Origin of the sequence: Roseateles sp. YR242 (assembly GCF_900109745.1) — a bacterium.
Taxonomy (GTDB): domain Bacteria; phylum Pseudomonadota; class Gammaproteobacteria; order Burkholderiales; family Burkholderiaceae_C; genus Roseateles.
Genome location: NZ_FOAV01000008.1, coordinates 40,342 through 53,905 on the forward strand (window position 1 = coordinate 40,342; position 13,564 = coordinate 53,905).

Annotated in this window: 8 protein-coding genes; 7 read left to right on the forward strand and 1 reads right to left on the reverse strand. The window is 65.9% G+C overall.

Going from position 1 to position 13,564, the window contains the following annotated elements:
• Window positions 1-253 precede the first annotated feature (253 nt).
• From BMY53_RS15785 to BMY53_RS15805, 5 genes are all read left to right on the forward strand, one after another.
• Window positions 254-2,500 (forward strand): type VI secretion system Vgr family protein, encoded by a 2,247-nt coding sequence (locus tag BMY53_RS15785; RefSeq protein ID WP_092947458.1) that lies wholly within the window; start codon window positions 254-256, stop codon window positions 2,498-2,500.
• 195 nt (window positions 2,501-2,695) lie between these two features.
• Window positions 2,696-5,278: a protein kinase domain-containing protein gene (locus BMY53_RS15790; RefSeq protein WP_177200907.1), complete on the forward strand. Its 2,583-nt coding sequence runs from the start codon at window positions 2,696-2,698 to the stop codon at window positions 5,276-5,278.
• 11 nt (window positions 5,279-5,289) lie between these two features.
• Window positions 5,290-6,327: a polysaccharide deacetylase family protein gene (locus BMY53_RS15795; RefSeq protein ID WP_092947460.1), complete on the forward strand. Its 1,038-nt coding sequence runs from the start codon at window positions 5,290-5,292 to the stop codon at window positions 6,325-6,327.
• On the forward strand, window positions 6,324-7,499 hold the full coding sequence (locus BMY53_RS15800; RefSeq protein WP_092947461.1) for a hypothetical protein: 1,176 nt from the start codon (window positions 6,324-6,326) through the stop codon (window positions 7,497-7,499). Before BMY53_RS15795 ends, BMY53_RS15800 begins: the two co-directional genes overlap by 4 nt.
• Window positions 7,500-7,851: 352 nt before the next feature.
• Complete coding sequence (locus tag BMY53_RS15805) at window positions 7,852-9,135, forward strand: hypothetical protein (RefSeq protein WP_143074096.1); 1,284 nt, start codon at window positions 7,852-7,854, stop codon at window positions 9,133-9,135.
• Window positions 9,136-9,426: 291 nt separating this feature from the next.
• Here BMY53_RS15805 and BMY53_RS25480 read toward each other — a convergent pair whose 3' ends face one another.
• Window positions 9,427-10,404, reverse strand: coding sequence for a LysM peptidoglycan-binding domain-containing protein (locus BMY53_RS25480; RefSeq protein ID WP_143074097.1), 978 nt, complete (start codon window positions 10,402-10,404; stop codon window positions 9,427-9,429).
• Between the two features lie 171 nt (window positions 10,405-10,575).
• Between BMY53_RS25480 and tagH the strand changes: the two genes are divergently transcribed.
• Both tagH and BMY53_RS15825 read left to right on the forward strand, forming a co-directional pair.
• Window positions 10,576-12,609, forward strand: a complete 2,034-nt coding sequence (gene tagH / locus BMY53_RS15820) for a type VI secretion system-associated FHA domain protein TagH (RefSeq protein ID WP_092947464.1) — start codon at window positions 10,576-10,578, stop codon at window positions 12,607-12,609.
• Between the two features lie 27 nt (window positions 12,610-12,636).
• On the forward strand, window positions 12,637-13,545 hold the full coding sequence (locus BMY53_RS15825) for a PP2C family protein-serine/threonine phosphatase (protein ID WP_092947465.1): 909 nt from the start codon (window positions 12,637-12,639) through the stop codon (window positions 13,543-13,545).
• Window positions 13,546-13,564 lie beyond the last annotated feature (19 nt).

The window sequence follows — 13,564 nt, forward strand, 5'->3', positions numbered from 1 at the left end:
AGGGATCGATGACCAGACGGTAAAGCGACGAAAGTCACCCGGTGGCCCACCCACCCCGGGCCATCGGCTCCGTGTCGCTCGGGCCAGGGACGGCCGCGCGACAACCAGCGCCGGCGGCAGCCGGCCCCATCTACCGGCGGTCACCGTTTCCGGGCAACGCCCAAAGCCGGTCGGCGGGGCTGAATGACTTTGGTCGCTATCCGAGCGCGGTCACACGGCCTACCGTCGCGCCCAGGACCACCTCACATCAGCCATGGCCGCGCCTTTTCAGCTCAAAACCCCGCTTGCCGACGACCTGCTGCGCGTCCATAGCTGCGTCTCCCGGGAACAGTTGAGCGAGCTGGGGGAGACCTCCCTGACGCTGCTCAGCGAAAAAAAGGACATCAAGGCCAGTGACTTGCTGGGCAAGTCCGCCGCGCTCAAGGTCGCGCTGCGCGACGACGCACCACGCCACCTCTCCGGCTACATCACCCGTTTCGCCCAGCGCGGCTTCGAGGGCCGCTACACGGTCTACGAAATGACCGTCCGGCCCTGGCTGTGGCTGCTGACCCGTACGGCGGACTGCCGCATCTTCCAGGAGATGACGGTGCCGGACATCGTCAAGGCGGTGTTCGAGGACCATCCGGCGGCCAAGTTCGAGTTCAAGCTGCAGCGGCCCTATCGAAGCTGGAACTACTGCGTGCAGTACCGCGAGACTGACTACAACTTCGTGGCCCGGCTGCTGGAGCATGAAGGCATCTACTGGTACTTCACCCACGACGAATCCGGCCACAAGCTGGTGTTGGCGGACGCGGCCAGTGCCCATGACTGCGCACCCAACTGCGAGATGCTGCCGTTCTACGGCGGGGGCTCCCAATCGCCGCCGGCACTGGAATTTGTGGACCATTGGAGTGCGGTGCAGAGCATGACCTCCGGCAAGGTCGTCATCACGGACTTCGACTTCGAGCGGCCCTCGACCTCACTGCAATCCACCCAATCCCGCTCCCGGGACTACGACCTGTCCGACGGCGAGGTCTTTGACTTCCCGGGGGGCTACCTGCAGCCGTCCGATGGTTCCCAATACGCGGAAGACCGGCTCGATGAGATCCAGAGCAGCCACGAGTACTTCGAGGGCAGCAGCAATTCGCAAGGTGTGTGCACCGGCCACCTGTTGTCGCTGTTCCGGCATCCGCGAGATGACCAGAATGCCAAGTACCTGGTCACCGGCACCACGCTGCATCTGCAGCAGGCAGCCAGCGAATCCGGCTCCGGCGCGTCCGAACTGCGCTGCAGCTTCAGCGCCATGCCCTCGCAGCAGCAGTTTCGTCCCTTGCGCCGTACACCCAAGCCGTATGCACCGGGGCCGCAGACCGCCATCGTCACCGGCCCCTCTGGCGAAGAAATCTTCACCGACAAATATGGCCGCGTGAAGGTGCAGTTCCACTGGGACCGCCGTGGCCAGCGCAACGAAAAAAGCTCCTGCTGGATCCGGGTGTCGCAACCCTGGGCCGGCAAGGGCTGGGGCGGTGTGTCCATTCCCCGCATCGGGCAGGAGGTCGTGGTCGACTTCGTCGAAGGGGATCCGGACCAGCCACTGATCACCGGCCGCGTCTACAACGCCGAGCAGATGCCCCCTTTCGAGCTGCCGGCAGCCGGCGTGGTCAGCGGCATCAAGTCCAAGAGCCACAAGGCCACCGGCTACAACGAGTTTTCGATGGACGACACGGCCGGCAAGGAAATGATCACCTTGCATGGTCAGTTCGACATGCAGTCCACCATCGAGCACGACCAGACGCTGACGGTGCACAACAACCGCACCGACACCATCGACGTGGATGACTCGGAGACGGTGGGCAACAATCAGACGCTGAAGGTGGGCGTGGACCAGGGCATCACCATCGGCGCCAACCGCACAAAGACCGTGGGGTCCAACGAGACCTTGACGGTGGGCGCCAACCAGGTGGAGACGGTCGGCGCCACGCGCACGCTTTCCGTGGCTTCGTCGGACAGCCAGAGCTTCGGCAGCACCCAGACCGTGACGGTGGCGCTGGCCAAGACCGAAACCATCGGTGCGGTCTACGCGCTCACCGTGGGCGCGGCCATGAATCACCTCGTGGGCGCGGCGCTGATGCAGGAAGTGGGCGGCGCCAAGATCGTGGCCATCGGCGGCCTCAGCAGCGAGACCATCGGCATCAGCAAGACCGTCTCCGCCGGCACCAACATCAGCGACACTGCTGGCGCCAACATGAGCCGCAAGGCCGGGGCCAAATATTCCGCCGATGCAGGCTCCACCATGAGCTTCCAGTCCGGCGCGGATTACACCGTCAACAGCAAGGCCAAGGCCGTGTTTGTGGCCTCTGATGAACTGGTGCTGAAGTGCGGCTCGGCGTCCCTGACGCTCAAGAGCAATGGGGATATCCAGCTCAAGGGCGCGGACATCAACATCATCGGCAGCGGCAAGATCAACGTGAAGGCCAGCGGGGACGTGAACCTGAAGGGTTCGAAGGTCAATCAGAACTGAGTCGGGCGGGTGGCCGTTACGAACCGTAAGGCATGGTGACCTGGCGTGCGCCTGGGTAAGGCGGCGTCAGCGTTCGTTGTTGACCCACCTCATCACCCCCGGTCATGGCCAAATGACTTTCGTTCATTGCGCGGCCATCGAGAGAGAATGACGATTACGCATGATGCGGCTTTCTTGCCGCGGCGAGGCGTTTTGATGTCACGACCAGAAGGTTTTTCCCGCCCTGACAAGGGCAACGGCCCGGATGATTCGGACGATCCCACCATGGATCCCGATGCCACCCGGATCACGACCGCCGCCACGCCGTTGGACCGCATGCCGCCGATCACGGCGGCCAATCGTGTCGAACCTCGTGCCGAGGCCCCGGATGGAACTCCGGACCCGGCACGGCCTGACGTGGCCGAGGCTGTCGGGGAATCAACCCCCGACGCCATGGCTTCCGTGGCTCCCCCTACACCCGACACCGCTCCGGCCGACGCTTCGGCGGCACCGGCCCCATCCGTGACCTCTTCTTCCTCATCCTCCCCCGCATGGCCTGCTGGCGCGCCTGACGCTGCCGCGGCGTCGCCTGTGCCTCCGGCACCCGCCACCTCTGTGGCTGCTGCAGCGCCTGCGGCCGCGCCTGTCCCTTCGCAAGGCCACGTGGGCGGTGATGACGCCACCGTGGTGGTGCCCAGCGCGGCCTTCAAGGCCATGACGGCAGCCGCTGCGGCCCGTCCCGCCTCGTCAGCGCCGGCTGCACCGGTGCCGGCCCCCAGTGCCCCCATCACCCGCCGCTTCGAGTCGCCCATCATCAACGAGCCGATCGATGATGACGATGACGATTCCGAATTCGCGGCCACCACGTTCGATCCGACCCTGCAGGCTGAAGCCGAAGCTGCCTTCCGTGCGGCCACCTTGCCGGGTGGCCCGCTGATCCATCCGGTGCCCTTTGTGCGCGGCGGTGCTCCGGCCCCGGCAGCAGACATGCCGGTGCGTCAGGTCGGCCGCTACGAAATCCGTGAACGCCTGGGCCGTGGTGGCATGGCCAGTGTGTTCCGGGCGCACGACCCCGGCATCGCCCGGGACGTCGCCATCAAGTTCCTGCACGCCTCCTTGTGCGAGGACGAGGAATACCGCGCCCGCTTCCTGCGCGAGGCGCGCGCCTCGGGCGGGCTCTCGCACCCCAACATCGTCACCGTGCACGATGTGGGCGAGATCGACGGCCGGCCCTACATGGCCATGGAACTGCTGGACGGTGAATCGCTGGCCGACGTGCTCGAGCCCGGCAAGCCGCTGCCCATCCGCGATGTGGTCGTGATGTCCATCCAGCTGGCCCGCGCGCTGGACTACTCGCACAAGCGAGGCATCGTCCACCGGGACATCAAGCCGGGCAACATTGCCCGCAGCAAGGGCACGCTGGACATCAAGGTGATGGACTTCGGCATTGCCCACATGGAGTCCAGCAAGGGCGAGCAGCGCACCCGCGTGGGGGATGTGCTGGGCACGCCGCAGTACATGTCGCCGGAGCAGATCAACGGCGAGAAGATCGACGGCCGTGCCGACCTGTTCTCGGTCGGCATCGTCATGTACCAGATGCTCACCGGCCAGCGCCCCTTCACCGGGGACAGCGTGGTGACGCTGGCGCTGAAGATTGCCAAGGAAGACCCGACGCCGCTGAACAAGCTGCGTCCCAGCATTCCCGCATCGCTGCGCCGGGTGGTGGACCGCTGCCTGGCCAAGGCACCGGACGACCGCTTCCCCAGTGGTGCCGAGGTGGCGGATGCGCTGACGCGTGTACTGGCCGAGATCGACGAGGAATCGCAGGCGGTGGACCGCCCGCGCATCATCCCGCTGCGGGTCAAGTGGACGGCCATGATGGCGGCCATCGTCGCCATCGTGATGGCGGTGACCTGCACCATCATCCTGGACCGGCAGTACAACGCCATGATGCAGCAGGTGGCTGATTCGGGTGCGGCGCTCACGCGCTTCATTGCGGTCCAGAACGCCACGCCCGCATTGGCGGACGACTGGGTCACGGTGGACGTGCTCCTGGCCGAAATGATGAAGACGAGGGACTTCCAAAGCCTCACCCTCGCCGACAAGGACAACGTGGTCCGCGCCTCCAGTGTGGCGGATGCCGTGGGCAAGCCCTACCAGGCGCCTGCGGGCGAAGTGCTGGGCGAGCTGGGCGGTGTGAAGCGCACGCGTTACCTGGTGGGCCACGAGGCGGTGCTGGGCTTTGAAACCGCCATCACCTACAACGACAAGGTGGTGGGCCACGTGGCCCTGGGCCTGCCGGAGCGTCCGCTGGAAAGCGTGGCGCGCCTGTCCCGCACGCTGATGGCGGCGCTGGCGGTGGTGACCGTGCTGGCGGTGGCCATTGCGATGTATGTGGTGGGCAACTGGTTCTCGCGACCGATCAAGCTGATGAACGAGGCGTTGGGCGAAATTGCCCGCGGCCGCTACGGCTTCCGCATCCGCGAGCAGCGCAAGGACGAATTCGGGCTGCTCTATGCCACCTTCGACCACATGGCCCAGGCCCTGCAGGACCGCCAGGCCCTGACAGCGGGCCAGAGCAAGCCGGAGACCATTCGCACCACCGCCGCGCTGACGGCAGCGGCGGCGAAGGGCAAGTCCTCCTCTTCTTCGTCCAGGGAATCGTCGCGCGAGTCCTCCCGCGAGGGCAGCCGCAGCAGTTCGTCCAGCAAGCCGGCCACGTCGATCAAGTCGGACCGCTCCACGGGGTCGTCCGGCTCATCGGGTTCTTCCCGGGATCCATCCTCCGGCCGCCGCTGATCACTGTCGTGATGAAACTTACCTCCCTGCAGGGTGTATGCGCGGCGGTGGCCCTGGTGCTGTGTGGATGCCAGTCCACGCCGCCGATCCAGCCGCCCGTGCCGTCCACCACCCCGGAAAAACCGCCCCTGCTGGGCGAAGTGGTGGCCCGAAACGATCGCCTGTTGATCTATGTGCCGTCCAACGGCGAGTCCTTGCGTGGCATTGCGGGGCGGCTGCTGGGCAATGAAGACAACGAATGGCAGATCAGTGAAGCCAATGGCGGGCTGAGCAAGGTCGACCCTGGCCAGCCCATCGTGGTGCCGCTCAAGCCGCAGAACCCGCTGGGCGTGTGGCCGGGCAGCTACCAGACCATTCCGGTGCTGTGCTATCACCGCCTGGGAACGACGGGCGGCAAGATGGCGGTGTCTCCCGGCAATTTCGCTGCGCAGATGGAATGGCTGGTGCGCAACAACTACCACGTGCTCAAGCTGGCGCAGCTGGGTCCCTACCTGGAAGGCAAGCAAGCCTTGCCGCCACGGTCGGTGGTGGTGACGTTTGACGACGGCTATGAGTCGGTCTACCGCTTTGCCTTCCCGGTGTTGAAGAAGCTGGGCCTGCCGGCCACGATGTTTGTCTACACGGACTTCCTGGGTGCCGGCGATGCGTTGACCTGGCCGCAGCTGCAGGAAATGTCCGCCTCCGGGCTGATGGACATCCAATCTCACTCCAAGACCCACCGCAACCTGATCGAGCGTGCCGCTGGCGAGAACGATGAACGTTATGCCCGCAACATCGAGCAGGAGGTGGTGCTCCCGCGTGACATGTTGGAGAAGCGCCTGAATGCACCGGTGCGGCACTTCGCCTTTCCGTATGGGGATGCGAACGACCTGGTGCTGGACCAGTTGACCAGGCAGAAGTTCAGCCTGGCGGTGACGGTGAACCCGGGTGGCAATGCGTTTTTTGCGCAGCCGTTGATGCTGCGCCGCACGATGATCTTTGGTGACCACGACCTGGAGGCCTTCAAGGCCCGGCTGCAGACCAGCCGCAAGATCGGGGGCACGCCGTGAGCTGGCCTGACCTGATCAAGCGTCAAACCGGCCTGCCGCTGATGCTGGCCTGCGCGGTCTTCCTGACAGCCTGCGGCACCACGCAGACCACCACGGGCGAGCGTGCGCCCGATGCGGCGCCCACGGTGCCCCGAGGCCCGATGGGGGACTTCGAGCTGGGCCAGTTCCAGCGCGCGAAGGACCTGGAGCAGAAAGGGCAACTGGCCGAGGCCGCCTGGGCCTGGGAAGTGCTGACGGTGCTGCGCCCGCAGGACACGGGTTACCGTGACCGGCTGGCGGCGGTGCAGGCGCAGATCGATGCGGGTGTGACGGATCGGCTGCAGAAGGGCCAGCAGGCACAAGCCAAGGGAGACCTGGACGGAGCCACGTTGCAGTACCTGACCGCATTGAGTCTGCAACCCGACAACGCCAAGGCGGCGGACGCGTTGCGAGCCATTGAAAAGGACCGGAACAAGCGGGCCTATCTGGGCACGCCGTCGCGGATCAGCCTGCGGCGTACACAAGCGGAACCCAAGCCCTTGACGGCTGCGCAGGCGAAGGCGGTGGCGGCCAAGGAGGCCGCGAGGGAGGCCAAGGAGGCCAAGGACGCAGCCAAAGAGGTGGCGGCCAAGGACGCCGCTGCAAAGATGGCAGTGAAGGAGCCTGCCAAGGATGCGAAGGTCGCTTTGAAGGAGCCTGCGAAGGACACCGGGAAGGCGGCAGCCAAGGATTCGGTGACTGCTGCTGGCAAGGATTCGACCAAAGATGGCGCGAAGGAGGCTGTGAAGGAGGTGGCCGTGGCGGCCGCACCGGTTGCGCCGGCAGGCAAGGGCGTGCGGGTGACTGATGCGCCTGCGGGCCCCGACCGGAACGAGCTGGAGCACATTGCCATGCTGTCGGCCCAGGGCGAGGTGGACGAAGCGATCAACCTGCTGGAGCGCCGCTCTGTCCAGGACCGCAAAGACCCGTCAGCCCGCCGGCTGCTGGCCGACCTCTACGTTCGCAAGGCCGAGCGCGTGGCCAGTGCGGACCGTGCCGGCGCCATTGGTTGGCTGCAGAAATGTCTGAAGATCGATGAAAAACACCCCCGGGCCTTGGCACTGATGCGCCAGTGGATCGATGCTGCAGCGGCGCCGTCAGCGGGCAGCAAGACGGCAACAGCCGCGGGGGCTGCACCGAAGCAGATGCGCTGAGTTGCGACGGCATCGGCGGGCCGCAGTGCTTTTGCGGGCCGGCCGAGCTGGAGGACTGGTGGCCACAGAGCCGCTCACACGCGGGATGCGTGTTGAGCGGCTTTTTGTTTTCTGCCGGATTCAACAGCCATTGGTTGGCTGGGAAGCCAGTATTGATTGGTGCCGCGGAACACTGGCGGATCCCTTTGGCAGACATCCACTTAGTTCGGAGCGGCGAGCTCCACATCCGGCTGAAAAATAACCACTGATACGCGCAATGTCGACGCATTGCGCAGCCAGATTTCTTCCCATCGTTGATATCAGGCACTTGTGGCTCAGCTACATTGGCGACCAAGCGCCTCACGGGGGGGGAATGTCATTGAAGCAATTTATTACGACCGTGGTCACAGTGCTACTTCTTGCCGGCGCGTTGGGCGGCTTGCTGGCCGGCGTGTCGGGCGTGTCGTTCGAGCAGACCGCGAGCAGTCCTGTGTCCGATGGCATTCCGCATGTGACCAGCAAGCGCAAACAGGAGAGCATCCTCGCTCAGTCCTGTCGCTCCAACGGTGTGGTCCTCCAGAAGCCACTACTGGCCAGAGATATCTATATTGATCGCCGGTTTCTTCCATTGCTGGTGGGCACGGCGCTTCAAGGCAAGACCGCTCGCTGGTTGCCGCCCACCAGGGACCGCCTCATTGAGTTCATGCTGCGTTCGGGCTGGTCTGCTGTGGAGACTGACGAGGACTTTAGATCGATCACGGAGGATTACATCGGAACAAAGCCCACCCTTCGTTTCGAGCTGATGCCGGCCGGCTCCGGCGCTTGCCGCAATTGGTCTACGCAGACTGAATATCCACGTCAGGTCGTGCCCAAGCTTAGAGAACTCGGAGTTTCACCTGAACAATGCGTGGGCATCAGTGAACTGCCCGAACCTACGGCAGAAGGACGCGTGCTGGTGGAACGCAAGCGTCTCTACTATGACGCCGACCTGCCGACGTTATACATCTGGAAGCTGGACATCCGAGCGGGGGTCGTGAAGCAGGGCGAGAGTGGGCCCCTTGTCGAGTCGGCCCATGCCGTCATGCACCTGAGGCGGGGTGTGGTGGGGCAACACGGCAACGGCGATCTCAGCCTTCCTTGCCCCGGCAGCACGCAGGAATCTGGCAGATCTCCAGAGACGGATATCCTTGCGTCGCTGCGCCCGAACGGCTCAGGCCCTTTGGCGCCGCGACCCATCGTGACGCGCACGCTGTCGACAGCGGAGGTGAACACTCATCCCGCCACAGACAAGGATATTGCATCGTTTCGATGGTTGAAGTCTGATCCGGCTCTTAGTCGATTCCAAAGCCAGTTCGGCATTGATGCAACGGGCACCATGTGGACGGTCACCAATCCCTCTCCCCCGTCATCCTGGGCACTTCGCGTGGCGCAACCGGATCGGATCCTTCACACCCAGATCCCCCTGGAGAGCCAAAGACTTCGGTACCTGACGCTGGCGTTCGCCCGCACGGCCGCCAACGGCTATGGCGTGGTGACCCAGATCGACAATGCGTCCGACGAAATCCGTCTCTTCGAATACGACCACGACCTGCAGTTGCTCAGAGCCTTCACTCTGACCGCTGAGCAATGGGCCAGTATTCTCCCGAAGACCATGTGATGAGCCATTCCCAGCGCCGGAATCTCGGCTGCGCCGCCGTGAACGCAGCGGCGGTCGTCTTTGTCCTGCCCGGCATTCATCTGCCTTCTCGGCATGGGGTGCCCATATTCAAACAATCTGACAGGCCCTGGAACGCTCAATATTGCTCAGCTCAGCGCCATGATCCTCGACATGTCGACCCAGCTCCAGCCTGCCTCCTGGCAGCCCGTCTGACCTCCGCCCTGGCAACCAAAAAAAAAAGGCTGGCCGGGTTACCCAGGCCAGCCTCGTTCCTGACAGGTCGTCCCCGCCTTACTTCAGCTGATCCACCTTCGCCTTCAGCGCCACGGCCTTCTGCCGTTCCAGCTTGGCCAGCTCGTTGTTCGGATCCAGCTCCAGAACGTTGTCCCAGGCCTTGATCGAGCCGGCCAGGTCCTGCTTGGCAAACGCCGTACGGGCGGCCAGGGTGTAGCGGTCGATCAGCTTCTTGCGGACGGCATCCACCTTGGCCTGCGCACCCGGCTGCTCCAGCGACGCCGCACGCTTGTACTCATCCAGGGCGCGATCCAGCCGGTTGCTGCGCTCCCAGGACTCCGCGTTGCGCATGGCCTTTTCACCCGGGCTCAGTTCAGGCGCGGGTGCAGGGCTGGGGGCCGGCGCAGGCGCGGCCACAGGGGCGGGTGCCTGGACCGCTGGCGGCGGCGCCACGACAGGCGCCGGGGCAGGGGTGTTGCGGCCACGCGGAGCCGGTTGCGGGTCCAGCGACCCCGGCGGGGGCGCCTTGCCGGGGATGCGCAGCACCTGGCCACCCGCCACCCGGCTCGGCACCTTGATGTCGTTGTACCGGGCCAGGATGTAGAAGGAATAAATGTCGCCCATGAACCGGCCCGCGATGCGCGACAGCGTGTCATTGGGGCGGACGGTATAGGAGAAGGACTCCCGGCCCAGCATCTGGGCAGGGTCCCCGGTGATTTGACGCATCAGGCTGTTGGCCAGCTTGTTGGTGCTGTCCAGGGCCAGGGCACGCTGGATTTCAGCGCGGGCCTGGTCTTCCTGGCCCGCTTCCAGCATGTCCACGGCGGACATGGCCATCTTCTGGGCCTGGGCGGCCTGCGCAGGCGTGGCAGGCGGCGGTGGTTCCGGCGCAGGCGGCGGCGCTACCGGCGCGGATGCGGCCGAGGCGCTGGGGTCTGGCGCGGGCGGGCCGGAGCGCTTGTCAGGAGTGACGCATCCGGCCAGCAAGGCGGCCAGGACACAAGGGGCAATAGCGCGAAGGGAATACTTTGGCATCTGCATCGCTAGGGAACCAGAACGAGCTGCGGCAGTATGAAGCCGGCTGCTGGAAGAGGAAGGTGACTTTCGTTCATTGAAGCACGGCCCAAGACCGGCAAACATGCGAGGGCCGCCAACTATTTCGCGAAGGACGCGACTGGCGACCTTGGATCGATCAAAGGCAGCAACATGACCCTCACCCTGCGCGCAGTGTCGCTGAACGACCTGCCCCTGACGCAGCCGATTACCGCACAGTTCGGGGCGCAGGGGGGCACCATCGGCCGCGCCGACAGCAACACCATGGCGCTCCCGGACCCGGAGCGCCATATCTCTCGTCAGCAGGCAGAGATCCGTGGGGCGCCGGGCGGCTATCTGATCTTCAATATCGGCAGCGCCAATCCCATCACCGTGCGTGGCCAATCCCTGGCCCAGGGCCAAAGCCTGCCGCTGCGCGACCGGGACGAGGTCCGCATCGGCGGCTATCTGCTGGAAGTCGTTGAAAACACGGCCGATGACACGAATGTGGCGTTGGCGCCCCGGCCCGCCGCCACGCCGGCAGCCCTGGGGCATGCGCACGGCCTGGGCGGCAGCCCGGCCGCTGCCGGCTGGCCCGCTGCGCCCCTGGCGCCAGCGGCCGCACCCGTTCCCGCCCCCATGGCCGCACCCGTGGCGGCGCCCGCCCGCGCCCCGGCCAGCGACCCCTTCGCCGACCTGATGGGGGGCGGTGGCAGCGCTGGCGCTTCATCCAATCCCTTTGCCGACCTGCTGGGTTCTCCGCCGCCACCGGCGCCGCGCTCAGCCTTTGGAGAAAGCTTCAAGGCCGCCCCCGTGGCGGCTCCGCCGCCGACCATGGGCTTGCTGCCGGACGACTTCGATCCCTTTGCGCCGCCTCCGCCGCCACGCGCCGTGAGCGCCCCTGCTGCATCCAACATGGGTTTTGGCGGCCTCGGGGCACCGGTGGCGTCACCGCCGCCGCCCAGCCGGGGTGGCCATGAATTCTCCGCTGCAGGTGCATTTGCGGACCTGATCCCCACCACGGGCGCCGGCCCCAGCTCGCTAGACGACATGTTCGGGCTCAAGCCTGGCGCGAGTGAATCCAGCGATCCGCTCGCAGGCTTCATGGCTGAGGCCACGCGGGGTGGCGCCAGCGATGCCCTGTCGACCGACCCGATGGCCCTGTTTGGCGACGCGCCGCCGGTGGCCAAGAACACCGAGCCGGTCACCCCCGCGCTGCCAGATCACACCTCGGCACTCAGCAGTTCATTCCGCCCACCGGAGGTGCGCCGCCCGCGCCCGCTGGCCGAGCCCGAGCAGGCACTGCCCGACGTCCAGCCTGCGGCAGCGGGCGCTGCCCCCCGGCAGGAGCCAGCGCTGCAGCCGACCCCTGGCGCCATCGGCAGGGCGATCGATGATGGTTTTGATGAAGCCGCCGCGCCGATGGTCATGGCGTCCGAAACCGGTGCGACCATCTCCGCGCCACCAGCCGCCGCGCGGGCTGCGCCTCGCCCCAGCATCCCCACCACCCCCGTGCCTCCCACCGCCACGGTGCTTCCCACCGCCGCACCGGTCGCAGCCCCCAGTCAAGCCGCTGCAGCACCAGGCGCCGCCGCTGGCCATTCGGACGCTGCCGCCCTTTGGCAGGCCTTCAGCGAGGGCGCCGGCATCCGCTTCGACCCGCCGCAGGGCTTGAACCCGGACCTGATGCGCATTGTTGGCCAGTTGCTGCGTTCGTCGGTCGAGGGCACGCTGCAGATGATGTCCGTGCGGGCGGCCACCAAGCATGAGTTGCGGGCGCAGGTGACCATCATCCGTTCCCGGGACAACAACCCCTTGAAGTTCTCCCCGGATGCTCAATCCGCGCTGGAGCAGTTGCTCCAGCCGCCGGTGCGGGGTTTCCTGCCCGGGCCGGCTGCGATGTCCGATGCCATGCACGACCTGGTTGGCCATACCATCGGTACCATGGCCGGCACTCGTGCGGCGCTGGAAGGGGTGCTGGGGCGCTTCAAGCCGGAGATGCTGGAGTCCAAGCTCACCAGCCGCTCGGTGCTGGACAGCGTCCTGACGCTCAACCGCAAGGCCAAGCTCTGGGAGCTCTACCTGCAGCACTTCGAGTCGATTCGCGAAGAGGCCCAGGAAGACTTCCACAACCTGTTCGGCAAGGCCTTCCTGGAGGCCTATGAGGAACAGCTCGAACGCCTGAATCAACGCAAGACCGCAGCTTGACGCGTCACCGGTCCAACACACGACAACATGCTCAAGATCCGCGTCGCGGCCTGCAGTGAAACCGGCCAGCGTTCCAACAATGAGGACGCTGTGGTCGCCCACGAGAACGGCCCGGGCTGGTATGCCGTGCTGGCCGACGGGGCCGGTGGCCATCGCAATGGGGCCGAGGCGGCGCGCCGGGCGGTCTATCGCATGCAGATCACCCTGGGGGATGCCACCTTGCCGTGGCGGCCGGAGCTGCTGACTGGCGCCGTGATTGCCGCCCATGAGGATGTACGGCGGGGCATTGAGGAACGGGGCCGGGAGCGCATGCACACCACGCTGGTGGCGCTGTGCGTGGATGCACAACGCGGCTTCGCGATGTGGACCCACGTGGGTGACTCCCGGCTGTACCGCCTGCGCAATGGCCAGATCGACCGGGTTACCAACGACGACAGTGTGGTGCAGCGCCTCATTGATGCTGGCCTGATCACGCCGGCCCAGGCCGAGGACCATCCCCACAAGAATCATCTGGTGGCGGCCCTTGGCATCGATGACGAACTGGAGCCGCACACCACCGGGGCGGAGCCCCTGGAAGACGGCGACGTGTTTCTGCTGTGCAGTGATGGGTGGTGGGGAAGTGCAGGCGACGAGGCCATCCCGGCGACGCTACGCCTGGCACAGAACCCGGACGACTGGCTCATGGCCATGCGTGCCGAGATCGAAGCGCGAGAGTTGCCGAATCAGGACAACTTCAGCGCGATTGCGCTCTGGGTGGGGAGCCGCCAGACCGCGCCCGTGATCAACCCCGACGATGACGACACAGTGGCTGCAGGGGCATCAGCATCTGCACCCACACCTGCGCCTGCATCAGCCGCGGTGCCCGTGCTGCCCCAGGCCGCCGCGTTCGATGGGGAAGACGAGGACGACGAGACCACCCGGCGCATGCCGCTCTGAGGCCAAGGCCGCTCAGGCC

Bases quoted from the DNA above. Each gene is read 5' to 3' on its own strand.
- BMY53_RS15785 (WP_092947458.1), top strand. From the start codon at position 254: ATGGCCGCGCCTTTTCAGCTCAAAACCCCGCTTGCCGACGACCTGCTG.
- BMY53_RS15790 (WP_177200907.1), top strand. From the start codon at position 2,696: ATGTCACGACCAGAAGGTTTTTCCCGCCCTGACAAGGGCAACGGCCCG.
- BMY53_RS15795 (WP_092947460.1), top strand. From the start codon at position 5,290: ATGAAACTTACCTCCCTGCAGGGTGTATGCGCGGCGGTGGCCCTGGTG.
- BMY53_RS15805 (WP_143074096.1), top strand. From the start codon at position 7,852: ATGTCATTGAAGCAATTTATTACGACCGTGGTCACAGTGCTACTTCTT.
- BMY53_RS25480 (WP_143074097.1), bottom strand. From the start codon at position 10,404: ATGCCAAAGTATTCCCTTCGCGCTATTGCCCCTTGTGTCCTGGCCGCC.
- tagH (WP_092947464.1), top strand. From the start codon at position 10,576: ATGACCCTCACCCTGCGCGCAGTGTCGCTGAACGACCTGCCCCTGACG.
- BMY53_RS15825 (WP_092947465.1), top strand. From the start codon at position 12,637: ATGCTCAAGATCCGCGTCGCGGCCTGCAGTGAAACCGGCCAGCGTTCC.